This window comes from Streptomyces sp. NPDC097595 (genome assembly GCF_044761525.1).
GTDB lineage: Bacteria > Actinomycetota > Actinomycetes > Streptomycetales > Streptomycetaceae > Streptomyces > Streptomyces drozdowiczii_A.
This window is the reverse complement of sequence record NZ_JBIWCN010000002.1, coordinates 327408-352352: the sequence shown is the minus strand read 5'-3', so window position 1 is coordinate 352352 and position 24945 is coordinate 327408. Positions and strand designations below refer to the sequence as shown.

General features: G+C 72.7%; 17 protein-coding genes. 4 read left to right on the top strand and 13 right to left on the bottom strand.

What is annotated here, in order from left to right:
• Positions 1-3: 3 nt before the first annotated feature.
• The 6 genes from ACIQZN_RS04180 to ACIQZN_RS04155 all read right to left on the bottom strand — a co-directional run bounded on the left by ACIQZN_RS04180 (position 4) and on the right by ACIQZN_RS04155 (position 11304).
• Complete coding sequence (locus ACIQZN_RS04180) at positions 4-1251, bottom strand: carbohydrate ABC transporter substrate-binding protein (RefSeq protein WP_403988200.1); 1248 nt, start codon at positions 1249-1251, stop codon at positions 4-6.
• Positions 1248-2306, bottom strand: coding sequence for a hypothetical protein (locus ACIQZN_RS04175; RefSeq protein WP_403988198.1), 1059 nt, complete (start codon positions 2304-2306; stop codon positions 1248-1250). Before ACIQZN_RS04175 ends, ACIQZN_RS04180 begins: the two co-directional genes overlap by 4 nt.
• On the bottom strand, positions 2303-3697 hold the full coding sequence (locus ACIQZN_RS04170) for a hypothetical protein (protein WP_403988196.1): 1395 nt from the start codon (positions 3695-3697) through the stop codon (positions 2303-2305). Before ACIQZN_RS04170 ends, ACIQZN_RS04175 begins: the two co-directional genes overlap by 4 nt.
• Positions 3698-3754: 57 nt before the next feature.
• A complete protein-coding gene (locus ACIQZN_RS04165) occupies positions 3755-6025 on the bottom strand; it encodes a tetratricopeptide repeat protein (RefSeq protein ID WP_403988194.1) in 2271 nt (756 codons plus the stop codon).
• Positions 6022-7380, bottom strand: coding sequence for a serine protease (locus ACIQZN_RS04160; RefSeq protein ID WP_403988192.1), 1359 nt, complete (start codon positions 7378-7380; stop codon positions 6022-6024). Before ACIQZN_RS04160 ends, ACIQZN_RS04165 begins: the two co-directional genes overlap by 4 nt.
• A gap of 75 nt (positions 7381-7455) precedes the next feature.
• Entirely contained in the window at positions 7456-11304 is a 3849-nt protein-coding gene (locus ACIQZN_RS04155) for an endo-alpha-N-acetylgalactosaminidase family protein (protein ID WP_403988449.1), read from the bottom strand.
• Between the two features lie 376 nt (positions 11305-11680).
• Between ACIQZN_RS04155 and ACIQZN_RS04150 the strand changes: the two genes are divergently transcribed.
• On the top strand, positions 11681-12910 hold the full coding sequence (locus ACIQZN_RS04150) for a glycoside hydrolase family 64 protein (protein WP_403988190.1): 1230 nt from the start codon (positions 11681-11683) through the stop codon (positions 12908-12910).
• Positions 12911-12986: 76 nt separating this feature from the next.
• On the opposite strand, the gene ACIQZN_RS04145 is transcribed toward ACIQZN_RS04150, so the two are convergent.
• From ACIQZN_RS04145 to ACIQZN_RS04125, 5 genes are read right to left on the bottom strand one after another with little or no spacing between them, the layout of a single operon-like run.
• A complete protein-coding gene (locus tag ACIQZN_RS04145; RefSeq protein WP_403988188.1) occupies positions 12987-13922 on the bottom strand; it encodes an ROK family protein in 936 nt (311 codons plus the stop codon).
• Positions 13919-15628 (bottom strand): dipeptide ABC transporter ATP-binding protein, encoded by a 1710-nt coding sequence (locus ACIQZN_RS04140; protein WP_403988186.1) that lies wholly within the window; start codon positions 15626-15628, stop codon positions 13919-13921. The genes ACIQZN_RS04145 and ACIQZN_RS04140 overlap by 4 nt, the downstream gene beginning before the upstream one ends.
• Positions 15625-16524, bottom strand: coding sequence for an ABC transporter permease (locus ACIQZN_RS04135; RefSeq protein ID WP_403988184.1), 900 nt, complete (start codon positions 16522-16524; stop codon positions 15625-15627). The genes ACIQZN_RS04140 and ACIQZN_RS04135 overlap by 4 nt, the downstream gene beginning before the upstream one ends.
• Positions 16521-17480 (bottom strand): ABC transporter permease, encoded by a 960-nt coding sequence (locus ACIQZN_RS04130; protein WP_403988182.1) that lies wholly within the window; start codon positions 17478-17480, stop codon positions 16521-16523. Before ACIQZN_RS04130 ends, ACIQZN_RS04135 begins: the two co-directional genes overlap by 4 nt.
• A gap of 50 nt (positions 17481-17530) precedes the next feature.
• A complete protein-coding gene (locus ACIQZN_RS04125) occupies positions 17531-19348 on the bottom strand; it encodes a peptide ABC transporter substrate-binding protein (RefSeq protein ID WP_403988180.1) in 1818 nt (605 codons plus the stop codon).
• Between the two features lie 287 nt (positions 19349-19635).
• Here ACIQZN_RS04125 and ACIQZN_RS04120 point away from each other — a divergent pair, with 287 nt between their 5' ends.
• From ACIQZN_RS04120 to ACIQZN_RS04110, 3 genes are read left to right on the top strand one after another with little or no spacing between them, the layout of a single operon-like run.
• Positions 19636-20856: an ROK family protein gene (locus ACIQZN_RS04120; RefSeq protein WP_403988178.1), complete on the top strand. Its 1221-nt coding sequence runs from the start codon at positions 19636-19638 to the stop codon at positions 20854-20856.
• A 22-nt stretch (positions 20857-20878) separates the two neighbouring features.
• On the top strand, positions 20879-22402 hold the full coding sequence (locus ACIQZN_RS04115) for a M81 family metallopeptidase (protein ID WP_403988176.1): 1524 nt from the start codon (positions 20879-20881) through the stop codon (positions 22400-22402).
• Complete coding sequence (locus ACIQZN_RS04110) at positions 22399-23154, top strand: copper homeostasis protein CutC (protein ID WP_403988174.1); 756 nt, start codon at positions 22399-22401, stop codon at positions 23152-23154. The genes ACIQZN_RS04115 and ACIQZN_RS04110 overlap by 4 nt, the downstream gene beginning before the upstream one ends.
• A 57-nt stretch (positions 23155-23211) precedes the next feature.
• Here the strand turns inward: ACIQZN_RS04110 and ACIQZN_RS04105 are convergent, their stop codons facing one another.
• A complete protein-coding gene (locus tag ACIQZN_RS04105; protein WP_403988172.1) occupies positions 23212-24279 on the bottom strand; it encodes a DUF4185 domain-containing protein in 1068 nt (355 codons plus the stop codon).
• Between the two features lie 79 nt (positions 24280-24358).
• Positions 24359-24898 carry a hypothetical protein gene (locus tag ACIQZN_RS04100; protein WP_161211145.1) on the bottom strand — a complete coding sequence of 180 codons (540 nt, stop codon included), beginning with the start codon at positions 24896-24898 and terminating at the stop codon, positions 24359-24361.
• Positions 24899-24945 lie beyond the last annotated feature (47 nt).

Genomic DNA, 24945 nt, shown 5'->3' with positions numbered 1-24945 from the left:
GGTTCACTGTGTCCTGCCGCACACGCCTCTCAGCCGGGGGACGCGGGCGAGCTGGGCGTCCTGCACCTTCTGGATGTCCTTCAGGCGCGGGAGCACCGGCTCGTCCGGGTGCGCCACGGTCAGCAGCACCGCCTCGTAGAACGCGTCCCGCACCGCCGCCGGCATGACGTCCGAGGCGTCCAGGCACAACGGCACCCGCTGGTCCGTGAGCCGGCGCCCGACCTCCCGCTCGACCGGGCCCTCGCGGGCCGGGACCGCGGAATTGGCCGAAAACACCCCGCCCTCGCGGCCCCACTCCTCCTGGGCCTTCTCGGACGTGAGGCGCCGGATCATCGTCCGGGCCCGCTCACCGTCCCCGAACAGCGCGGCGAAGTCCGCCGACACCTCGTGGGCCTTCACGGTAGAGGAGCCGCCGGGCAGCAGCCGTGCCGAGTCCACGAAGGCCGCCCCGGCCCTGCGGTCCCCGTAGAACGAGCGGGCGAAGGAGCCCTGGTGTTCCAGGGAGCAGCCCGCGCCGCCGTCGAAGAGCAGCCCGTGTCCGCCGGCCGGGCCGCGGTGGTCCCCGGTCAGGATCGCCTCACGCTCATCGCGCGAGCCCTGGGCGAGCAGGTGCGCCCACGTGGTCCAGGCGGTGACGACGTGCGGGGCGGTCCAGGGCAGGTCGCCGGTGGCCCAGCGCGCGTACAGCATCGGGCCCGCCTGCTGGAGGAGCAGGTCCTCGATCCAGTCGCTGCCCGGCCAGCCGGAGGAGCCGTCGTCGCCCATGGCGGCGCACCAGGCGGCGAGCGGGGGCGGGGAGGACGGCGGGGTCCCGCCCTCGCGGTACCAGACGATGGACTTGAGGTCGACCTTGAGCGGCACCCACAGGTCCTTCTCTATGCCCTCCGCCTCCGGCAGCCACGGGTTGCCGTACTCCTCGGGCTTGTAGAGGCCCGTGAGCGGCTTGAGCCGGTTGTCGGCGGCGTACTCGACGAGTTCGCCGACGCCGGGCAGGATCGCGATGTCCGGAGGGTTGCCGGCCTGCACCTCGGCGAGCAGGACCTCGCGGGTGGCCGCGGTGCCCTGGTAGGTGTACGGGATGCCGAAGCCGTCCAGGACGTCCGTGAACTGCCGTTCCTGCTCGTCGGTCCAGGGGCCGAGGATGGTCACCCTGGGTTCGGCGTCGCTGCCGCCGGGGGCCGCGAGGCCGCAGCCGGCGGCGGTCAGGAGCAGGGCGAGGACGAGCGGGAGCGCCCGGGACCGCCGTCTCATCCGGCCCTCCAGTAATAGTCGGCGTTGAGCCTGCGGCTGAGCCCGGCGGCCGGCAGCAGGAGGACCAGCGCGCCGGCGCCGAGCGCGCCGTAGTAGGTCCAGCTCTGCCAGCTGCGGGCGGCCAGTCCGCCGCGCAGCTCGGTGGAGGCGCGGGTGACGTACTGCTGGGCGTCGGCGAGGCGGTCCGGTTCGCGGGCCGTGTCCCCGGCCCGTACGAGGGGGTCGCTCGCGGTGTCCTCGATCCGGACCAGCTGGTGCCGGGCGGCGTCCAGCCGTTCCTGCGTCGCGGCGGTCGCCCACAGCGGTACGACGGCGAGGGCGACGGCCACCAGGAGCGTCGGCAGCAGCCACGGGTCCAGGCTGCGCCCGCAGCGGCGGCGCAGCAGCCGCAGCGCGCTGAGGGTGGTCAGGGTGAGGACGAGCAGGCCCAGTTCGGCGACGGCCCAGCCGGTGACCTGGAGGGGGCCGAGGGTGCTGATCCGGGTCATCCGGTGCATCTGGTGCTCCTGGAGGACGTCCAGGCGGGGCACGACCCCGGTGCCCGGGCGGTCCAGCTGGCGCTCGGCCTCGCTCATCTTCTGCCGCTGCATCAGCTCGTCGTCCACATACTTCACGGTCCCGGGTGTGATGGAGCCGCCGTACGAGGTCAGCACCCCGGTGACGGTCGCGAGGACGCCCCGGCCGCGCTCGCCGTCGATCTGGACGTCGGAGAGCCGGGACAGGCCCTGGCCGGCGGCGGAGAGCTGGGCCTCGTAGCGGGCTCCGGCCCCGACGACCTCGTCGATCCCGACGTCCACGGAGACCTCGGCCTCCTGGTGGGCGCGGAGCAGGGCGAGCTGGGTCGCGGAGACGCCCTGGACGGCGGGGGCGGCGTGGGTGCGCATCTCACCGGCCGCGTTCTGCACCTCGCGGTACGAGACGAGGAGGGCGGTCATCGAGACGAGCGCGGCGAGCACGAGGACGGCCAGGTGCAGTTCGAGCAGCCGTCTGGTGCGGGAGCCGGTGAGCCGGCGGGCCCGGAAGGCGCGCGTCCAGTGGGTGGGCCGGGGCCTCACAGGCGCCTCCCGCAGGCGATGCAGTACCGGGCGCCCGGCCCGGCGGCGTGGCGGCAGCCGGGGCACTTGCCGGGCGTCCCCTCGGCGTGCGCGGGCAGGTCGAGCAGGGGGCCGGAGGCGACCTGGAGCCGCCCCTCGCGCACGGTCCCCCGGTCGACGGTGGGGCCGACGCGGACCAGGCCCTGCGCCCCGTCGACGATGTCGGCCACGGTGCGGACCTTGGTGAGGACCCAGTCGGCGCCGATCTCGTGGGCCAGCCGGACCGCGAGCCCGAACTGCCGCTCGGCCTCCTCGCGGCTCATCGGGTCCAGCGCCGCGTAGCCCCGTTCGAGAGCGGTCCGCATCCGGGTCGCGGCGTTCATCGCGTCGACCGTGCCTCCCCCGCCGCCCGCGCCCACGGCGACGCCGGGCGGCAGCCAGCGGACCACGAGCGGGGCGGTGGCCCCGCCGACGGACACCGTGGCGAGCTGGAGCAGCACGCCGAGCGGGTCGGCGCTCGCGTCCGCCCGTACGGCGAGCAGGTAGTCCCGGGTGCCCGGCTCCCACTGGTGGGTGGCGAAGTCGTACCGGTGCGGGTGCTCCGGCGCGGCCGCCGGTACGAGGGCGTGCTGCCGGGGCTGCCGCTCGCTGAGCGCGACCCCGGTCACGGCGGGGCGGCCGGTGACGGTGACGGGCAGCTCGGGGCTGCGGACCCGGCGCAGCCGCCGCAGCGCCTCCGTGACGGCGGGGGCGAACCGGTCGGGCGCGGTGTCGGCCGTGCCGTGCAGCCCCTCGGTGAGGGCGAGCAGCGGGGCCGGGTCCCAGTCCACGCCGAGCGCGAGCACGTCCGCGCTGAACTCCCCCCGGCACGCGGCGATCCCGGCCCCGAACTCCGCCTCGCCGGCCGGGTCGTGCCCGCCGCCGTCGGTGACGAGGATCAGGTGCCGTACGGGCAGGGGGCGTTGTCCGAAGAGCGCCCGGGCGGCGGCGAGCCAGGCCCCGTACCCCGGCGGCGGCCGGTCGTCGTGGGTCGGCGCCACGCGCCCCACGCTGAACGCGGCGCGCCGCTTCTCGTCGGTGTCCGCGAGCGCCCAGGGCCCGCGCAGCGGGTAGCACCGCCCGGGCCCGTCGTCCCCGGCGCCCCCGAGCACCGCGAACGACAGCCCGTCGGGCAGCGCGCGCAGGGCGGCGGCGAGCGCGGCGGCGGCGTCGCGGCGGCGCGCCGGGCCGACGTCCAGCGCGAGGACGACGGCGAGCTCGGTGGCCGGCCGCTGGTCGCGGGGCCCGGTGCCGGTGGCCTTGACGCGCACATGGGCGTCGATCCGGGTGTCGTGGTGCGGCTGCTGGTCGCGCCGCACGTCGACGGACACGGCGAACCGCAGCCCGGTCGGCGTCGGGTCGGGAGCGGCCATGAGCGGATCTCCAGGGGTAGGGCGTCGGGGCGCGGGCGGGGGGTGGGGCCCGCCCCCTCAGAACCGCGTCTGCGGGCGCACCGCGTGGGACAGGTCGATGAGCCGTTCGTACTCCGCCGGTCTCCGGCGTTGGCGGGCGAGCCAGCGGTAGCACTGCTCCAGTTCGGCGCGGACCTCCCGTTCGCCGGGGACGGGCGGGGGCGGGAGGCCGCCGCGCCACCATGTCCGTTGCGGGGGCGGGGGGTCGGCAGTGGAGCGGACCGCGTCGAGTTTCCACTCGTACAGTTCCGTGCGGAGCAGCCAGGCCGCCTCGTCGCCCGCGACGACCGGGGCGGCCAGCGCGGCCAGCGTCGCGTCGATCTCCCCGAGACCGGGCAGCGGGCGGTCGCCCGAGGCCAGCCGGGCGGCCCGGATGCGCAGGGCGGCGACGCGGGCCACGGCGTGGTCGCGGGACTCGTCGGGGACCAGGTCCAGGACCTGGACGGCGGCGGTCCGGTCGCCCCGGGCCAGGGCGAGCCGGGCGAGGCCGAGGGCGGCGCCGACGTGGGAGGGGTTGCGGGCGTGGACCGCGCGGAACAGTTCGTACGCGGACGGGCCCGCGCCGGGCCCGGCCTGCTCCGCGCAGTAGGCGAGGGCGAGCTTCGCGGCGTACTCGCCGGGCAGGGCGCGGTGCACGGCCGAGAAGTGGCCGTGGGCGGCCCGCAGCAGCGCCTGCCGCTCCTTCTCCCGCACGTCCGCGCCGCGGAGCGCGACCAGGCCGCGGTGCCAGCTGAGGCGCCACTGCCGGACCGGGCCGGGCCCGGGGATCGCGGCCGCCGCCTCGACCTGCTCCTGGGCCGCCGCCAGCGCCTCGGGGGCCTCCTGGCCGAGCAGCAACCGGGCGTTGTGCAGGCAGATTTCGACGGACCGCTCCCCCTCGGCGGGCTGGGCGAGCGGCTGGGCGGGGTCGTAGCTGCTGACGCCGAAGCGGGCGGCCTGCGGGTCGCCGGGGTAGGGCCGGGGCACCGGCAGGCGGCGGGCGATCTCGGTCGGGGTCGGGGTCCCCGGGTCCAGAGTGGGCGCCGGGGGCGCTTCGCGGCGGCTGTGCAGCGGGCGGCGCAGCCAGTGCGCGTAATCCGGGACCGAGCCCAGGCGGGCGCCGAGCAGTTCCGTGGAGGGCGTGAAGTAGGCGGAGGGTTCGGGCTGGTCGCGCTTGCCGCGCAGGGCCCGGATCTCGCGCAGCACCCCGCGCAGTTGTCCGGCCATGTCCTCGGCGGTGCCGAAGCGTTCCTCGGGGTCCTCGGCGGTGGCCCGGGCCACGACGAGCCGGAAGGAGCTGGTGCCGAGCCCGGGGACGTCGTCGCCGACCGCCCAGCGGGCCAGTTCGTCGAGGGTCACGCCGACCGTGTGCACGTCGTGGGCCACGGTGAGGGGCTTGGTGCCGTCCGTCTCGGGGGCCGCGAAGTACGGGGTGATCACGGGTGGCGGGTCGACGCTGCCCGCCTTGCGGACGCCCCCGAGGTCGATGACCTTGATGCCGTCGAGGTGGTGGATCACGTTGGACGGCTTCATGTCCCCGTAGAGGAAGCCCATCCCGTGCAGATGGGACAGCGCCTCCAGGATCTGGCAGCCGTAGGTGACGACGTGTTCGATGTCGAGGACGAAGGCGCCCCGCCGGACCGACTCGACCAGCGCGGACAGGGTGCGGTCGCCGACGTCCTCCATGACGATGTAGCCGCCGGAGACGGTGCCGTCGGCGTTGGCGGTGGAGATGAAGTCGCGGATCTGGACGATGCGTTCGTGCCGGATGGCGACCAGGCTGCGGCGCTCCTCACCGGCCTGGGCGGCGCCGCGCTCGGCGTAGCGGTTGAGGAGGCCCTTGACGGCGACGAAGTCCTCCAGGTGGGTGTCCTCGGCGAGGTAGACCCAGCCCTGCCCGCCGTGCGCGACGGGGCCCCGGATGACGTACTGGTCCTGGAGCGGCGGGCCGTCCTTGGTGAGCTCGGGGCGGTACGAGTAGGGCGCCCGGCACACCGGGCAGTACCCCTCGTCCGGCGGCGGCGCGGCGGTGTGCGGCGGGACGAACGCGGTGTCGCAGGACTTGACGGAGCAGGTCATCACGATGCGCACGGGGTGCTCGGCGGCGGCCAGCCGTTCCGCCGGGCTGCCCGGGTCGAGCAGCGGGAGTTCGAGGAGTCCGGCGGGGCCGTGGTCCTCGGGCGCGACGGGCAGCGGCGGGAGGCCGGGGGCGGTCTCGTCGCGGCCGCAGGTGTCGCAGTAGCCGGTGGGCAGGACGGCGCCGGTGCAGGGGCCGCCGGTGAAGCGGCGGTGCGGGCAGGGGATCCTCATGGGCGGCCCACGGGCCCGGGGCGCTGCCCGGGCAGGCGGCCCGGCGCCCCCGCGACGTCGGCGCGTAAATCGCGTAACAGCTGCTTCAGCCCCACCAGCCGGGCGTGCGGCTCGCGCAGCCCTCGCAGCTCCCCCAGCCGGTGCCGGCGCGCCGCCGGGGCCGTGGCGGGGCGCGGGGGCGCCGAGGCGGAGTCGGTCAGGCCGTCCAGGCGGGACCAGGTGCGCTCCATCTGTTCCGCCCTCCTCAGCAGCTCCTCGGCGCGCTCGTCCAGCGCCGGTACGAGCAGATCGCGTTCGACCGCGCCGGGCGCCGGGCCCTCCGTGCCGCGTACGACGATCAGCAGCCGGAAGCCGAGGGCGCGCACCCGGGCGAGGACGCGGACGAGCGCCGCCGGGTCGGGCTCCTCGTCCAGGCCGATCACGGCGAGGACCGGGCCCGCTGCGGGGCGTCCGGCGAGGGAGCGTTCGGGTTCGTCGCCGCCTTCGAGGAGCCAGTCGCGGTAGCGGTTGCGCTGGTGGAGCGGGGGGCGCAGCTGGGCGACCAGGGTGTCCACCAGTGCGTCGGGGGTGCCGCGGCCGCCCTGGTGGACGAGGTGGGCGCGGTGCAGCTGGTGGCGCAGGGTGCGGTCGCGGCCGCCGCCCTCCGGGATGACGCTGAAGCGCACCGAGGGCTGGTCGGCCCCGGCGAACCAGCGCCGCAGCCGCGCGGTGAGCGCGTGGTCCCAGCCGTCAGGGCCGCTCAACTCGGCGACCAGGGGCACGAGTTCCGCGATGCGGTCGACGGGGATCATGTACGAGAAGGCGAGGTCGTTCTCCATGGGCAGGCCCATTTCCAGGTCGCCGCGCCAGCTGACGACGAGGCCGACGACGCTCTCGGGGCGTTCGCCCTCGTGCCCGGTGTGGACGGCGGCACCACTGAAGCCGGGGCGGACCACCTCCGCGTTGGTGCGGGCGTCGAGCTGCACCCAGGTGCCGTGGAGGCCGCTGATCCGTCCGGCGAGCCACATGCCGTCGGCGTCGAAGGGCGCCGCGTAGCCGCCGAGCCACACCTCGGCGCCGCGTTCCAGGCGCCGGGAGAGGGGCGCGGGTTCGGCCTGGGGGCGAGGGCTCTCCAGGGCGAGGACGGCGATGTCCTCGCGGCCCTGGAACCAGCCGTCCGGGGCGACCCGGGCGGCGACGGGCGGGATGCCGGGGTTCTCGGCGAACTCGACCCACATCCGGGTGTCCGGTGCCCCGACGACGTGGGCGCAGGTCAGGACCCGGTCCTGGGTGATCAGCACCCCGGCCCCGCACACCGGCTCCTTCGGGTCGTCCCGGCGCAGTCGCAGCCGCCAGTCCGCTCTCAACTCCCCCATGGTCCACGAGCGTACGCGCGGACGGGCCCCGCTTCCCAGAGTGCGGACACAAAGGGAGCGGGGCCCCGGGGATACTCAGCCTCCGCAGTGGAAGCGGGCGCTGCCCCAGTCGGCGTGGTCGTTGCCGTTGCCGTCGCCGCCGTCACCGGCGATCAGCTCGACGTACCTGGCGCCGGTGACGTCCGCCGTGAGCGACCAGGCGGCGTCGGAGGCCCGGAGCACCGGTGACTTCACCTTCTCGGTGCCGTCCGCCCGCACGGAGAACTGCACGCTGCCGGCGGTCTTCTGGACGTCGTCCACGCCGACCTCCGCGGTGAAGGAGGTGCACTGTCCGCCGAGGTAGTAGCGGATGGTCGCCGGGGCGTGGCTGCCGAGCCCCTTCTCGTACACCGTGCCGCCGATGGTGAGGGCGGTGCCGTCGCCGGTGCCGGTCTCGCCGTTGGACAGGTCGCGCTCGACCGGTCCCCACCCGTTGGTGGTGGCCGTCCAGTCGAGGTCGCTGGCCCAGCTGTCCCGGGTGGGCGGCGGCGGCAGGGTGCGTACGGAGGTCTGCGCGCCCAGCTTCCGCGGCCCGTCGCCGGTCGTGTACGTGGCTTCGGAGGTGAGGGCGTACGTGCGGTACGCGGCGTCCACCGGCGGGGTGACCCGCCAGCGTGCGGTGACCTTCGCGCCGGGTGCGACGGAGTCGAAGGCGACGGCTCCGGCGGGCTCGGCCTGCCAGCCCTCGGGGACGGCGAGGGCCACCTTCACGCCGGTCGCGGCGGTGGACTCGTAGTTGGTGAAGCTCGCCTCGACGGGGTTGGCGGTGCCCGGTTCAAGTGTCTCGGTGCCGGCGGCGACGGTCAGGGTGCCGCAGGCGGCCCGCTCACCGGCGGGCGCCTCGCCGAGGTCGGTCACGGTGAAGGCGTCGAGCACGAAGTCGGCGCCCTCCGGGGCGTCGCCGCGCTTGCGCAGCCCGGTCCAGGTGTCACCGCAGCCCGCCGTGACGGTCTCCGTGAAGTGTCCGGTGTCGTGCTGGGCGCCGATGGCGGTGGTCCGGGTCTCGACGGAGGCGGGCTTGCCGTCGGCGGTGATCCGGTCGTAGCCGTCGACCCACTCGTAGGCCCCGGCGTGGCTGGACTGGTAGTCGTACTCGACCTTGTACCGGTGTCCCGCCGTCATCGGGACGGTCCAGGGGGCGGTGCGGTAGACAAGGCCGGTGTTCTCCTCGTGGGCCTTCAGGGACTCCTTGCCGCCGATCACGTCGTCGATCGGCTTCCCGTTCCAGCCGGCCTGGGTGTACGGGGCGTGCAGCTGCGAGATGACGGTGCGGGGGTCGGTGGAGCCGCCCGCGTCGCCCTTGAGGAAGGGGCCCCAGCCCTGGTCGACGTCCTCGAAGTCCTCGTGGACGACGGTGTTCTTCTTGGTGGCGGGGGCGTTGGCGACGAGGCGGACGTCGTCGGCGCGGACGGTGGCCGTGCTGCCGTCGGCGGCCTCGATGCGCAGGGTGGTGCGGCCGTTGGCCGGGGCGGTGAAGTTGACCTTGGCGCGCTGGAAGTACGTGCCGTGCCAGTCGGACGCGGCGACGTAGTCCTTGGCGGTGGAGCGGTCCACGGCGACGGACTTCCCGCCCGCCGAGAGCGTGGTGTGCCGGGTCTTTCCGGGCTCGACCTCGATGAGCGCGGAGGCGGTGTAGCGGGCGCCGGGCTTCAGGCCGCCGATGCGCTGGGAGAGCGCGGCGGTGCCGTTGCCGGAGAGCTCGGCGCTGTTGCGGCCCTGGGCGTCCGTGTCGCGGACGGCGGTGCCGGTCCTCGTCCAGTCGCCCAGCCGGTCGTCGTTGAAGCCGGGGTCGGCGACGAGGGTGTCCTCGCCCCACTTCGGGTCGGCGGCCTTGGGGGCCTGGTGCGGGTAGAGGACGTACGGCTGCCCGGCCTCGGCCTTGAGCGTGATCTTCCCGTTCACCGGGCGGACGGTGCCGGTCTTCACGCGGCCGTTGTCGGTGAGCTCGTAGACGGTGTACGCGCCCTTCGAGGGCACCGCCCAGCTGCTCGTACCGCCCTTCTGGCTGTAGTGGTACAGCTTCTTGCCGCCGTCCCACGGCAGGAGGTAGTCGGTGCCGCTGAGGACCTTGCGGCCGTGGTCGTAGAACGTCCGCTTCCCGTCCTCGACGGTGCCGGAGATCCCGCCGGTGAAGGCGATGTCGTTGCCGTCCCAGCGGGTGATCTTCTGCTGCTGGAGGTACTTGGCGGGCAGGTCGCGCTGCCAGACGTTGTCGTAGAAGGCGTTCCAGTCGGTCTCGCCGGTCCAGCCCTCGAATTCGTCGATGGCGCTCTGGCCGAGGACCGGGTCGTTGTTCCAGACGTCCTTCTCGCCGTTCCGGATGAACCGGATGATCTTCGAGTTGAGGCCCTTGTTGGTGGCGCCGCCGTAGTCCAGGTCGTTGGCCCAGTGCGACCAGAGCGAGGCCCGCTCGAATTTGTCGGCCCACTCGCTGGAGACGTTCCAGCCCTGCTTCTGGAGGGCCTGGACGGTCTTGTCGGCGATCCAGCCGTGGGTGTAGTACACGTCGATGTACAGCATCGAGAGGTTGGAGCCGGTCTCGTCGCGCAGCTGCTGGAAGCGCTTGGCCAGGTCCCCGCTGTTGATGTCGCGGCGCTGGTCGATGTAGTAGCTCTGGCCCAGCCAGTTCCAGCCCGGCTTGGTCTTGTCGACCAGCTGCTCGTCGAACGCCTTCGCCTCCGGGTACGCCTCCGTCGCGTTGACGTGGACGCCGAAGGTGGCGCCCCACTTCTTGCCGTCCTTCAGCAGGGCGTTGAGGTCCTTCAGCCCGCCGGCGCGCTTGTTGTAGTCGCCGCCGTAGTCGGGGTGGGCGGAGTCGTGGCCCTCGGAGGCGTACCCCTTGAGCAGGGCGAGCTGGCCGAGGCCGTCCGTCGCGAGGGAGATCCGCTTGACGTCGTCCAGGGTGCGCAGGAAGGGGTGCGTGGCCTGGCTGGCGAAGTTGAACGGGATGTGGGTGATGACCCGGTCCGCCGCGTCCTCGCTGCCCGGCGCGACCACGCCGATCGAGCGGAACGCGACCGCCCCGTCCTGCCAGTCCACCGTCCTGTCGCCGTTGGCGTCGGGCGTGACGACGACCTTGGCCCAGGGCAGGGCGTCCCCGCTCTCCGGCTCGGCCGCGCCCTCGCCCCGGTAGGTCCACTGACCGGACCAGACGGCGACCCGGGTCGAGCCGTCGTCCTCCTTGCGGGCCTGGTGCCAGAACCGGGCGTCGTCCCCGCCGGTGGCGCCGGCGGGCTTGTCGTACGAGGAGTTGGACTCGACGGCCGCCGCGAGCGAGCCGGTGTTGACGATGGCGTACGTGGCGCCGGTGGGCGCGGACTCGGCCGGGGTGTCCTCGGTGACCGATCCGAAGACGTCGGCGGTCTTCGTGGAGTCGGTGTCCAGCTTGGTGAAGGCCGTGGCCGCCCCGGCGTCCGTGCTGGCCACGGAGACCAGGTCGTGCCCGGGTATGTCGATCGTGGACACCCGGAACGCGGCGGTGTCCCGGACGGCGGTGACCTTGAACGTGGTGGCGCGGCCGGACACGGAGAGCGTGGCGTCGATCTCGACCCCGGGCAGGTCCGTGAAGGTCAGCGTGTAGCGGGCGGCCGAGCCGGTGACCTTCGGGGCGCCCTTGAGCTTCACCGGGTGCGCGGTGCCGTTCAGGGTGACGGCGGTGACCGGGCGGGTGGAGCCGGTGAGCTGCTTGCCGGATCCGCGGTCGGTGTACGTGAGGACGCGCGGGAAGTCCGCGGCGACGGCGACCGCGAGCTGCGCGGAGGAGAGGACGGGGCTGCCCGCGGGCACGGCGGCAGCGGGTGAGGGGGTGGCGGCCACGGCGGGGAGGGCGGTCCCCACCAGGGCCAGGACGGCTGCTGAGGCGGCGGCTGCGACGCCCACCGGCATACGGCTTGGTGACATGTGCACTGCGTAGTGGTCGGCTCCGCGCACCGTCAACGACGTACGGCCCCGAGGGCTCCGCCAGTCCAACAACCGCCTTCCGTAAGTCCAAGTAAGCCCAAGTGGGGCAGGACCGGGACATCCGGGGCGCCGTGTTCAGTTTCTGATCACGCGATGTGCGGGCGTCGAGCGGTGTCCAGGCAAGTGCCCCTCACCAGCGTCGAGTTGTGAAGAGTTCTTCTTTTTGAGAGCGCTCTCAGTCACAAGTCTTGACGCCCGTGCCGCGCATCGAGAAAGTGGTGCGCACCGCGGACGCCCCCGCTCCACCTCCCCCCGCACGGTCCATCCGTCCGCGCCCCCCACGTACCCCCGGAGTCGCCTCATGATTTCGCGCCGGAAGTTCCTGACGGGCGGAGCCGCCGCCACCGCCACCGCACTGACGTACCCCCTCTGGGGCAGCGCGCTGAGCCCGAGCGCGTCGGCCTCCGCCGCCACCTGCGAACTCGCCCTGGTCAACAAGTCGCTGCCCGGCCGCGTCAACGCCTATGTCACCGGCCACGAGCAGGGCACCGACCGCTGGGTCCTGCTCCGCGCCGACGGCAGCGTCTACCACCCCGACTCCCCCGGAGCGCCGCAGACCCCACTGCCGGTCGACTGCGCGATCCCGCTGAACGGGGCGGGCGGCGCGCCCGTCGTGCTGACCCTGCCTCAGATGTACGGCGCCCGGGTCTACTTCGTCCGGGACGACACCCTGGACTTCTACCTCAACCCGGGCCCCTCCCTCGTCGAGCCGGCGTTCGCCACCTCGACGGACCCGAACTACGGGCGGACCTGGTCGTTCTGCGAGTTCACGTTCAACCCGCAGCAGCTGTACGCCAACATCAGCTACGTCGACCTGGTGACCGCGCTCCCGATCGGCCTGACCCTGGAGGGCGACTCCACGCACACCGTCGCCCCGCTCCCCGACGGCGCCGTGCAGAAGATCGCCGACGGCCTCATCGCCCAGGCGGCCTCCGACGGCCAGCCCTGGGACCAGTTGGTGACCCGCGGCGCGGACGGCAGCGTGCTGCGGGTCATCTCCCCGCAGAACCTGATGGCGCCCTACTTCGACCGGCCGGACCAGATGCCGTTCCGGGACCTGTTCACGGCGCAGATCGACCAGGTCTGGGAGAAGTACCGCTCGACGGACCTGCGCATCGACCTCCAGGGCGGGCGCGGCGTGCGCACGGGCCGGGTCAGCGGCGACACGTTGACCTTCGACGGCGGGCACACCTTCAGCAAGCCGGTGTCGAAGGACATCTTCACCTGCAACCACGGGCCTTTCACCAACAACCCGGCGGACAACGACGACAAGAAGGCCCTGCTGGCCCGGCTGGCGGCGGGCTTCAACCGCTCGATCATGCTCAGCCACCCGGACCAGCCCAACGGCACCTCGGTGTCCGACTACTACCAGGGCGCGGTGACCAACCACTGGTCCCGGATCGTCCACGCCAACAGCCCGATCGGCTACGCCTTCCCGTACGACGACGTGCGTCCGGACGGCCAGCCGGACGTCTCGGGCGCCGCCAATGACGGCAACCCGAGGCGGTTCACGGTGAGCGTCGGTTCCTGACCTCACCGCACAGACCGGGAGGACCCCCGTCCGGGCGGGACGGGGGTCCTCTCTTCATGTGCGGGGCGCCGCGGGGTCAGGCCGGAGAGCCGACCGCGAGTTCCCGCCGCGCGCGGGCCGCGGCGCCGACGGGTACGGCGTCGGAGCCCAGGCCGGACCTGACCAGCCGTACGGGGTGTCCGCTGACCGGCGGTTCGGCGGACAGCGAGGCGAGGACGACCGGGCTCAGCAGCGGCCAGGCACGGCTGACCCCGCCGCCCACGACCACGGTCGTGATGTCGACGACGCCCGCCGTCATCACGATCGCCCGTGCGATGCCCTCCCCGGCGGCCCGGAACACCGCGAGGGCGTCCTCGTCACCGCCGCCCGCCGCGTCCGCGACCTCCCGGGCGGTCAGCCGCCGGCCGGTGCGCTCCGCGTAACGGGCGCCGATGGAGCGGCCGGAGGCCAAGGTCTCCAGATGGCCCCGCCCGCCGCACGAGCAGAGCAGCTCACCGAAGCCGGGGATGTGCCCGATCTCGCCGGCCGCGCCGTGCGGGCCGGTGAACAGCGCGCCGTCGCTCCACAGCGCGCCGCCGACGCCGGTACCCAGGGTGATCCCGAGTACGTTCGGCTCGTCGCGGACCGCGCCGCCCGAGGTCTCCCCGTACAGGAAGGCGTTGACGTCGTTGTCCAGGAAGGCCGGGACTTCCAGCGCCTCCTCCAGGGCGTCCGTGACTCCGTAACCGGCCCAGCCGGTGAAGGAGTCGCTGGCCACCAGGATGCGTCCGGTGACGGAGTCCACGACCCCTGCGGCACCGGCCCCGCAGCCGGTGAGCCGTCCGGGGGTGCGCTCCAGGAGCGGCGCCAGGGCGGTCAGGGCCGCGTCGGTCATGGCCCGGCCGCCCCGGTCCGCCGGTGTCGCGGTCTCGGCCCGGTCCAGCACGGTCAGGTCGTCGTCACAGAGGACCACCTGTGTGGTGGTGCCGCCGATGTCCACGCCCGCGAAGAGCCTGCGGTCGTACGTGTTCATGCCTGGACCTCCGTCCGGCCGGCCGCGAGGGCGGCCAGGCGCTCGGCCCTGCGTCCCCGCTGGACCACCGGGTCCGGCACCGGTACGGCGGCGAGAAGGCCGCGGGTGTAGTCGGTCTCCGGGTGCAGCAGGGTCTCCCCGGTGGGGCCCTGTTCCTGGATGCGTCCGCCCCGCAGCACCACGACGCGCTGCGCGAAGTGCTGGACCACGGCCAGGTCGTGGGAGACGAAGAGGCAGGCGAAGCCCAGCTCGTCCTGGAGCTCGGAGATCACTTCGAGTACGGCCTGCTGCACGCTGACGTCCAGCGCGCTGGTGGGTTCGTCGGCGACCAGCAGCCGGGGTTCCAGAACCAGCGCACGGGCCAGGCTGACCCGCTGGCGCTGCCCGCCGGACAGCTCCCGGGGCGCCCGTTCGGCGACCTCGCGCGGCAGCCGGACCCGGTCCAGGATGGCGGCCACCTTGCTCCGGCGGTCCTTCGCGCTCAGGCCGCGGTGGTGGACCCTGAGCGGTTCGGCCACGCACTCGCCCACCGTCATCCGGGCGTCCAGCGAGGCGACCGGGTCCTGGAGGACGACGCCGATGCCCGCGCGGAGGGCGTGACGGGCCCGGGACCGGGTGCGCGCCAGATCGGTGCCGAACAGCGAGACCGTGCCCGAGGTCGGCGCGATCAGGCCGAGCGCGACCCGGGACGCGGTGGACTTGCCGGACCCCGACTCGCCCACGAGGCCCAGGGTCTGGCCGGGGTGCACGGCGAGGGAGACGCCGTCCAGGGCCCGTACGGCGCTCCTGCCGCGGCCGAAGACCACGGAGACGTCGCGGAGTTCGGCGACCGGCTCGGTGTCCGGGGCCTCGGTGGCGGCGGCCGGGGCGGCTTTGTCCGCCTCGGCGACGGACAGCCGGGGCACGGCTCCCAGGAGGCGGCGGGTGTAGTCGTGGGACGGGCGCAGAAGCACGTCCTCGACCGGTCCGGTCTCCACGATCTCCCCGCGGTACATCACCGCGACTCGGTCGGCGAAGTCGGCGACGACGCCCATGTTGTGGGTGACCAGCAGGACGCCCGTGCCGGTCTCGGCGGCGAGCCGGCGCAGCAGGTCGAGGATCTCGGCCTGGACCGTGACGTCCAGCGCGGTGGTCGGCTCGTCGGCGATCAGCAGGGCGGGGTCGTTGGCGATGGCCATGGCGATGACGACGCGCTGGCGCTGTCCGCCGGAGAGCTGGAAGGGGTAGGCGGTGGCCCGCTTCTCCGGCTCGGGGATACCGACCTTGCGCAGGAGTGCGACGGCCTCGGCGGCGGCTTCCTTGGCGGACATCTCGCGGTGGTTGCGGATCACCTCGGCGATCTGCCTGCCGACCCGGGTCAGCGGGTCCAGGGCGGTGGCCGGCTCCTGGAAGACCATGGAGGCGGTCCGGCCGCGCAGGGCGGCGAGGTCGCTCTCGCGGGCGCCGACGACCTGGGTGCCGGCGATGACGGCGCTGCCGGTGGCCCGGGCGTTGCCGCTGAGCAGGCCCATCGCGGCGAACGCGATGGTGGACTTGCCGGAGCCCGACTCGCCGACGAGGGCGAGCGTCTCGCCGGGTTCGACGTGGAGGGAGACGCCCCGGACGGCGGGGACCTCTCCGCTCTCCGTGGTGAAGACGACGCCGAGGTCGTCGAGTTCGAGGATCGGCCCGGCCTGCGGTGCGGCGGGGCGCTGGGTGGCGGTCATCCGCGTCCCCTCACGTCGAATGCGTCGCGGAGCCCGTCCCCGATCGCGTTGAACGCCCACACCACCAGGATGATGGCCAGGCCGGGCGGGATGATGAGCCACCAGTAGCCGGAGTAGGCGGCGGTGAGGCCGGCCGACAGCATGCCGCCCCAGTCGGTGGACGGCGGCTGGACTCCCAGGCCCAGGTAGGAGACGTAGGCGACGAGCAGGATGGCGTCGGCGATCTGGAAGGTGGCGGCGACGATGATGGTCGACACCGAGTTCGGCAGGATGTGCCGGATGATCGCCCGGGCGTGCGTCCCGCCGATGGCCCGGAGCGTCAGCACGTAGTCGCGGTTCTTCAGGCTCAGCGTCTCCGCCCTGATCAGCCGGGACGGCACGAGCCAGGAGACGAAGCCCAGGATGACGATCAGCCCGGTCAGGTCCGGGGTGGTGATGGCCGAGACGACCAGCAGGATGAAGAGGGCGGGGATGGCGATGCCCGCGTCGACGACGCGCATCATGACCGCGTCGATCCAACCGCCCGCGTAACCGGCGACGGCGCCCCACAGAGTGCCGATGACGGTGGCGAGTACGCCCGCGGCGAGGCCGACGATCAGCGACACCTTGCCGCCGTACATCAGCCGGCCCAGTACGTCGTGGCCGACCGCGTCGGTGCCCAGCCAGTGCGAGCCGCTGGGGGCGAGGTTGACCTGGTCGAGCAGCGTGTGGGTCTGGTCGGTGGAGTACACCAGCGGGCCCACGAAGCAGAACAGGAAGAAGAAGGCGACGACGCCGAGGCCGACGACCGCGAGCCGGTTGCGGCGGAAGCGCCGGACCGCGAGGCGGGCACCGGACGCCGTGACGGGGGCGGTGACCTTGCCGGGCACCTGGCCCGGCTGGATGACGGCGCTCATGCCCGGCCTGCCTTCACTCGGGGGTCGATGACCCGCTGGACGATGTCGGCGAGGAGGGTTCCGGTCACCGTGGCGATCGCGATGACGAGCACGCAGCCCAAGAGCACCGGGTAGTCGGAGGACTGTGCGGCGGTCCAGAAGAGCAGCCCCATACCGGGGTAGTTGAAGAGCTGCTCGACCACCAGCGCACCGCCGAACAGCACGGGCACGTAGTACCCGAGCATGGCGACCACGGGGGTCAGCGAGTTCCGGAACACATGCCGCCACAGGATGGCGCGGGAGCGGGAACCGCCGGCCCGCGCCGTCCTGACGTAGTCCTCGGAGAGGTTCTCCAGGGTGGCCGCGCGCATGTAGCGGCTGAACACCGCGATCATCGAGGCGGCGCCCGCGACCACGGGCAGGACCAGCGCCTGCGGTTCGGCGAAGACCTGGGCGAGCGTGTCGCCCTGGGGTGCCTGGGAGGGGAACCACGACAGCGTCTGGCTGAAGACCAGCACCAGGACAAGACCGAGGAAGTAGACGGGCGTGGAGTAGGCGATGAAGCTCAGCGTGGTGATGATGTAGTCCGCCGGCTTGTTGCGCCGCATGGCCTGCCACATGCCCAGCGGAATCGCCAGCACGAGGCCGACGACGGCCGACAGGACGGTGAGGAGCAGTGTCTTCGGCAGCCGCTCGGTGATGAGCTGGGACACCGGCTCGTTGAGGGTGTACGACGTCCCGAGGTCACCGTGGAGCAGCTGGTTGAGGTAGTAGAAGTACTGCACGGGCAGCGGCTTGTCGAGGCCCTGTTCGTGGTTGAAGGCCGTGATCTGCTGCGCGGTGGCCTGCGGGCCGAGGATCCCGCGTGCGGGACCCCCGGGCAGGGCGTGCAGCAGACCGAAGACCACGATCGTCACGATGACGATCACCACGACGGCCTGGAGAACCCGCCTGAGGAGGTACTTGGAAGTGCTCATGTGTTTTCCGGTCGCTTCGGCTCAGTCGTGCGCGTGGTCGGCGACCCGGCTCACTTCTTGGTCCACTTCCACATGGCGGGGTGGAAGTTGGCGAGCGAGTCCTGGGCGAAGCCGCCGAGGCCGGTCCTGACCACGGAGACCTGGTAGTCGGGCTCCGGCAGCCAGATCACCGGCAGGTCCTTGGCCAGCGCCTCGCTGTACTTCTGCATGGCGGCGTCGGAGGAGTCGGTGGTGGTCTTCTCGACGAGCTTGTCCACGGAGGGGTTGGAGTAGTTGCCGAAGTTGGAGCCGCCGCCGGTCGCGAAGAGCGAGTCACCGCTCGGATAGGCGGGGAAGTACCAGCTGCCGGCGCTGCCGAAGAAGGACAGCTGCCACTTGCAGCCGGAGTCCCCGGCCTTGCACTGGCCGGCCTGCGAGAGGACGGAGTTGACCGGCGCGGTCTTGATGCCGAAGTCGATGCCGGACTTGGCGAAGGAGGACTGGAGCGCGCTCATCAGGTTGTCGGTCACGGTCGAGCCGGACTGCGACAGCACCTGCATCTTGAACTTCGTGCCCTTGTCCACCCCGGCGCCGCACTGGTCGTCGCCGCTGCCGGCGTCGGTGCAGACCATGACGCCGTTCCGCTCGGTCCAGCCGTGGTCGGTGAGCAGCTTCTTCGCCTTGGCGGTGGAGAAGGGGTACGGGTTGTCCTTCTGCGCCTGGGAGACGAAGGAGGAGGTCTGGCCCTGCGGGACGGGCCCGTAGGTGGAGACGGCGGTGCCGTTGAAGATGACCTTGGACAGGGTCGCCTGGTCCACCGACATCTGGATCGCCTGGCGTGCGTAGAGCTGCTTGAAGACGGGGCCCATGGTGGGGTTGTTGAAGTTGTACGGCATGTACGTGATCGCCCAGCCGGCCCACGGCTTGAGGGTGTAGCCCTTGGCGGTGAAGGACGCTTCCTGGCTGAGGTCGGTGGCGTTGATGTAGCCGTAGTCGACCGCGCCGGCCCGCAGCGCGTTCGCCTCGGCGTCCGCAGTGGTGAACGGGAGCAGGTTCACGGTCTTGATGTTGGCCTTGCCGCCACCGTCGTACTTGGCGTTGGCCAGCAGCTGCACCTTGCCCGCGGTGGAGAAGGACTTGATGGTGTACGGGCCGCTGACCGTCTTCCAGAGCGGGTCGGTGGCGTAACCGGAGATCTTCTTGGCGGCCGTGTTGAGGTACGTCCACACCTTCTTGGCGCCCGCCGGGGTGAGGTCGAGGTCCGACACCTTGCCCGCGTCGCCGGTCTTGTCCCAGACGTGCTGCGGCATCGGGCGGATCATGCTCAGCTCGTTGGCGAGCATCCACTGCGTGTTGTACGCCTTGTCGAAGGTGATCGTGAAGTGCGTGTCGTCCACGATCTTCAGCGCGGTCCAGTTGTCCGGCGCCTTGCCCGGGCTGTAGCTGGCCCAGTCCTTCTTGTTGGCCTTGACCAGGTTGAACCAGAACTGCACGTCGCGCGAGGTGATCTTCTGGCCGTCGCTCCAGTGCCGGTCGCCGAGCGTGATCGTGACGCTCTTGCTGTCCTCGGCGAAGTCGGCGGCGGTCGCGAGCGAGTTGTCCTTGTTCCAGCCGACCTTGCCGGTGGAGCCGTCGTACGCGATCAGGGGCTCCCAGAGGGACTGGGATATCGAGGAGTTGTTGGTGTTCAGGTGGGCGGCGGTGCCGACCGGGAGGATCCAGTTCGGGGTGAAGTTCGCCGGCAGCGCGTAGTTGATGCTGTCCGACGAGGCGGAGCCGGACGAGGTCGTGCCCCCGCCGGAACAGCCGGACAGCAGTACGGCCGCGGTGGTGGCGGCGCCCGCGGTGAGGGCCCAACGGCGGCTGTTCACCGTGCGGCTAAGGATCATGACACTCCTCGGATTGATAGGGCCCGCAGCCGCTCGGGGAGGTCGGCGCTGCGTTCACGACAGCTAACGCCGCACCCGTCGAAGAAACAAACAAGAATTAGTAACAAGTAAGTTACTGCACATTCGACGAAAGTCGCCCTGCCCGATATATCCCGACCTCTTGGGGCAGATTGGGCTGATTTGAGGGCTATTGCGGGTGACCTACTTCCTACATCTCGCTGTTCCCCTGTGCGAAGTGCGGGCGTATCGTCTGCGCCACATACCCCGTTGCGGAAGTAACTTTGTACATGACTGGAATAAGTGCGTGGGACCGCAAGGCCACCAAAGGGACCCCGTCCCTCGCCGTGCGTGTTCTGGAACTCATCGCTTCGGGCCAAGCCACGTCACGCGCCGAACTCGCCGAGCGTCTGGGGGCCGCCGCCTCCACCATCTCCCTCGCCGTGGGGCAGCTGGTGGACCGCGGTCTGGTGGCCGAGGAAGGCACCCAGTCCTCCACGGGCGGACGCCCCCGCAAGGCGCTGCGGGTCGGCAGCCGTGACGATTTCGCCGTCGCCGCCGACCTCGGGGGCCGGCACGCCAGGATCGGCGTGGTCCTTCCGGGCGGCGGCCTGACCGACGTCTCGACGGTCCCCTTCCTGATCGCGGACGGGCCCGAGGCCGCCCTGCCCCGGCTGGCCGAGGCCCTGGAGGCCCTGGCCGGCCGGCGCGAGACCAGCCGCCTGCGCGGGGTCGGGCTCTCGCTGCCCGGGCCGGTCGACACCGAGTCGGGCTCGGTCGTCCGGCCCTCGCGCATGCCGGGCTGGAACCGCTTCCCGGTCGCCGCATGGCTCCAGGAGCGCTTCGGCGTCCCCGCGGCCGTGGACAACGACGCCAACTGCATGGCGGTCGGCGAGCACACCGTCCGGCCCGACGGCAGCGCCCAGACGATCATGGTGAAGATCGGTTCCGCGATCGGCGCGGGCGTGATCGTCGAGGGGCGCCTGTACCGGGGTGCCCAGGGCGTCGCCGGGGACATCACCCACATCCGGATCGACGCCGGCGCGGGCATCCCCTGCTCCTGCGGGAACACCGGCTGCCTGGAGACGGTGGCGTCCGGCGCCGCGCTGGTGCGCATCCTGCGCGAGCGCGGCGCCGATGTGCACAGCACCGAGGACGTGGCCCGTCTCGCCCTGGACGGCGATCCGCTGGCCACCCGCACGGTCCGCAGGGCCGGCGACTACCTGGGCCAGGTGCTCGCCGCCAACGTCAACTTCTTCAACCCGGACGCCGTCTACCTGGGCGGCATCCTCTCCACCCTGGAACAGTTCGTCGCCGCTGTGCGCAGCCGGCTCTACGAGAGCTGCCATCCGCTCGTCACCGAGCACCTCACCATCGAGCGGACCAGGCTCGGCGCCGACGCCGGACTGGTCGGCGCCGGACAGTTCGCCCTCCAGCGCGCCCTGGCCCACGCCCTGCACGAGGTGGGCGGAACCGACCGGATCGGCACACTCGCCCCCCGCCACCCCTGACGCCCGACCCCTACGAGGAGCCATGTCGCAATCCCGCACTGCCGCATCCCGCCCGGTCATCGCCATCGCCGGGCTCGGCATCGAGTCCTCCACCTTCTCCCCCGCCCGGACCCGGGCCGCCGCCTTCCACCCCTCGCGCGGCGCCGAAGTACTGGACCGCTACCCCTTCCTGGCCCCCGGCGAGGAGCTGCGCGAGGCGGCCGACTGGCACGGCGCCCTGGTCGGCAAGTCGCTGCCGGGCGGCACCGTCACCGCCGCCGCCTGGCAGGAGCTGACCGACGAGCTGATCGAACGGCTCGCCGCGCTGCCCCGCCCGGACGGCCTCTGGTACGACATCCACGGCGCGATGACGGTCGAGGGCGTCGACGACGCGGAGGCCGTCCTGCTGGACCGCATCCGCGCCACCGTCGGCCCCGACGTGATCGTCTCCACCTCGATGGACCTGCACGGCAACGTCTCCCGTGAACTCGTCCACGGCAGCGACCTGATCACCTGTTACCGGCTGGCCCCCCACGAGGACCACATGGAGACCAAGGAGCGGGCCGCCCGCAATCTGGTCGAGCTGTTGGCCTCGGGCGCGCCCCGCCCGGTCAAGGCGTGGGTGCCGGTCCCGGTGCTGCTGGCCGGCGAACAGACCTCCACCCGGATCGAGCCGGCGAAGAGCGTGTACGCGGCGGTGGCCGACGTCGAGGCCGTGGACGGCGTGACCGACGCCGCCATCTGGGTCGGTTACGCCTGGGCCGACGAACCCCGCAACCGTGCCGCCGTGGTGGTCACCGGCAGCGACCGGGCCGCCGTGGCGGCCGGGGCCGAGCGCCTGGCCGAGGGCTTCTGGAAGGCCCGCGACGACTTCGAGTTCGTCGCCCCGACCGGCACCTTCGACGGCATCCTGGACGAGGCGCTGGGCTCCGACCGGCGCCCGTACTTCATCAGCGACACCGGGGACAACCCGACCGCGGGCGGCTCCGGTGACATGACCTGGGGGCTCACCCGGCTCCTGGCCCGGCCGGAGTTCCGGAAGGACGACGGCCCGACCGTCATCTACGCCTCGGTGCCCGGACCGGCCGCCGTCGCCACGGCCGCCGCCGCCGGTGTGGGCGCCACCGTCACGGTCACCGCCGGGGCCGAGGTGGACGACCGGCACGCGGGCCCGGTCACCCTGACCGGCACGGTGCACTCGGTCCGGCACGGCGACCGCGACGCGCGGACCGAGGTGGTCATCCGGGTGGGCAGCGTGTACGCGATCCTCACGGAGCTGCGCAAGCCGTACCACCATGAGCACGACTTCACCGACCTCGGCCTCGACCCGCGCGGCGCCGACATCGTGATCGTGAAGATCGGCTACCTGGAGCCCGAGCTCTTCGACATGTCGGTCGGCTGGAAGATGGCGCTCACCCCCGGTGGCGTGGACCAGGACCTGGTGCGCCTGGGCCACCACCGCATCCGCCGCCCGATGTTCCCCTTCGACCGCGAGATGGCCGACCCGGACCTGTCGGCCCGCATCATCCCCGCCTCCGACCAGCCGCTCACCGGGGACGACGAGTGACCGCCCGTCCCGCTCTGGAGATCGCGGTCACCTCACCGGCGGGCGCCCGCGCCGCCCGGGAGAACGGCGCCGACCGGGTCGAGCTCTGCACCGCGCTGGAACTGGGCGGTGTGACCCCCTCGGCCGGCCTGGTCGAGGCGGTCGCCGCGGAAGGACTGCCGGTGCAGGTGCTGGTCCGGTGCCGGCCCGGCGACTTCGTCCACGACGCGGAGGAGGTCGCCCTCATGGTCGCCGAAGTCCGGTCCGTCATCGCTTCCGGCGCCTCCGGGGTGGTCATCGGAGCGCTCACCGCCGACGGCACCCTGGACACCGACGCGGTCGCCCGGCTCGCCGACGCGGCCCGCGGCTCGGGCCGTCCGGTGGAGGTGACCCTGCACCGGGCCGTGGACCAGTCCGCGGACCCGGTGACCACCGCCGCGCTCCTGCCGGCCCTCGGACTGACCCGTGTCCTCACCTCGGGCGGCGCGCCCGCGGCGGCGGAGGGCCTGGCGACGATCGCGGCGATGGCCGCCGCCGCTCCGGGCGTCGAGGTGATGGCCGGTGGTGGCGTGCGCCTCGGGGACATCCCGGCCCTCGTCGCCGCCGGAGTCGCCTCCGTCCACCTCTCCGCCAAGGTCCGCGCGCCGCGCCGGCCCGGCGCCACCTGGGTCCCGATGGGGGCGAGCGGCACGTCGGCCGAGCAGGACACCCACTTCGTCACCGACCCCGGTGTCGTCGCGCGGGCGCGGCAGGCGCTGGACGCGGCGGCCTGACCCACGTACACGCTTGAGGGGTGTCCCTGAGTCGAGGGGCGCCCCTCACACGTGCGTTCAGGTGGCGAGTCCGTTGATGCGGTACTGCATGACCCGGTAGTTCTGGTTGTCGAACCACTGGCTGACGGCGATGTGGAAGTCCGCGAACGTCGAGCCCGGGACGATGAAGCCGCCGTACGGGCTGGCCACCGCGTTGCCCACCTCCAGGCCGGGCACGGTCGGCACGATCATGGTCTGTTCCGGGGTGGCGAACAGATTGGACGTCGGCAGTGCGAAGACCTGCGCCCGGATGTCGAGCGGGGCCATGTTGAGCCAGGTGAAGGCGTACTTGCCGCCCATGGCCCGGAAGCAGATCTCGCCCCAGCGGCGGGCCCCGGTGATGGTGGTCGGCGCGTTCCCCCAGGCCCAGGCCCCGCCCGCGTACCCCCAGGGCTGGTAGGCGGCGGGGTTCCCGAGGGCGTCCTGCGGTACGCGGTGGAGCAGCAGCCCCGAGGTGACGTCCCGGTTGAACGCGGTGGACAGGACGTAGCAGTACCCGTCGTCGGCGACCGCGTACGTCTTCTGCTGGAACTGGCCGCCGTACTGGTCGCCGGGCCACTGGCAGAGGTACTGCCAGGTGGTGCCGTTGTCGTCGGAGCGCCAGAAGTCCGAGTGGTGCGTGCGGTAGATGACCCCGCGCATCAGGTGCATGTACATCGTGGAGCCGACGGTGAACACGTCGGACGGGATGGCCGTGGTGCCGCCCGCGTGGCCCTCGGGGACGAGCCCGTTGGCATGGGCCCCGCCGACGCTCCCGTCGATGACGAGGGAGCCGAGGGAGGGGTTGGAGGCGCGCAGTCCGACGGGGGCGCGCCAGTCGGGTCCGCCGACCCCGCCGCCGTCGAAGGTGTCGCCGCAGACGAGGAGCATCGAGCCGTCGGGGCAGCGGGCGGGGATGCCGAGGTCGGTCCAGGGTGCGGCGAAGCGGCCGGTCTCCGCCGGCCCGGTGAGGTTGCGGACCTTGCCGCCCGTGACGAGGGAGGCGGCGCCGGCGGTGGGGGCGGCGGCCGCGAGTCCGGCGGCGGCGAGGGCGGCCCCCGCGCCGGTGCGCAGCAGGGTGCGGCGGCTCGGATGCGGTGCGTTCATGGCGACTCCTGTGGGGGGGGGTACGGGGAGCGCGGGTGCCCCGCCCGGACGGACGGGACACCCGCGCGAGGAGGCCGGGTCAGCAGCCGCCGCAGTTGTAGTAGGTCACGTCCCAGTGGTTGCCCTCGTCGGCGTAGACGTTGCCGGAGCCGGACTTGTACTGGGGGGCGCCGTCACCGCGCAGGCCGATGTAACTGAACGCGCTCTTGATGTAGTTGGTGAGACAGGTGGTCTTGCCGAAGTCCAGCTTGTAGCCGTTCCAGTGCGAGTACGTGCCGCTGGCGTGCCCGGTCTCCGTGCCGCCGGTGATGTTCAGGGCGCAGCCGGTGGCGCTCTTCAGGGTCTGGGCGCCCTGGGCGGTGGGCAGGTTGAGCTGGTCGAACGAGGTGCAGGTGGAGACGTTCCGGTTGGAGCAGCCGCCGGAGGACGACCAGGTGACGCCGGACGAGCTGAAGCGGGAGGTCGCCTGGCTGTGGGTGAGCTTGGTGACGGCGTACGCGTCGGTCGTGCCGCTCACCAGGCCGAAGCCGGGCGCGAAGAGCACGCCGAGCACGAGGGCGAGGGCGGTCAGGACGGGGCGCAGCGTCATCCGGGAAACCTGGGGCGCGTGGAAGACCATGGGGGGACTCTCCTCCTGTGCATGACAAAGGGGCAGGAGAGATGGTG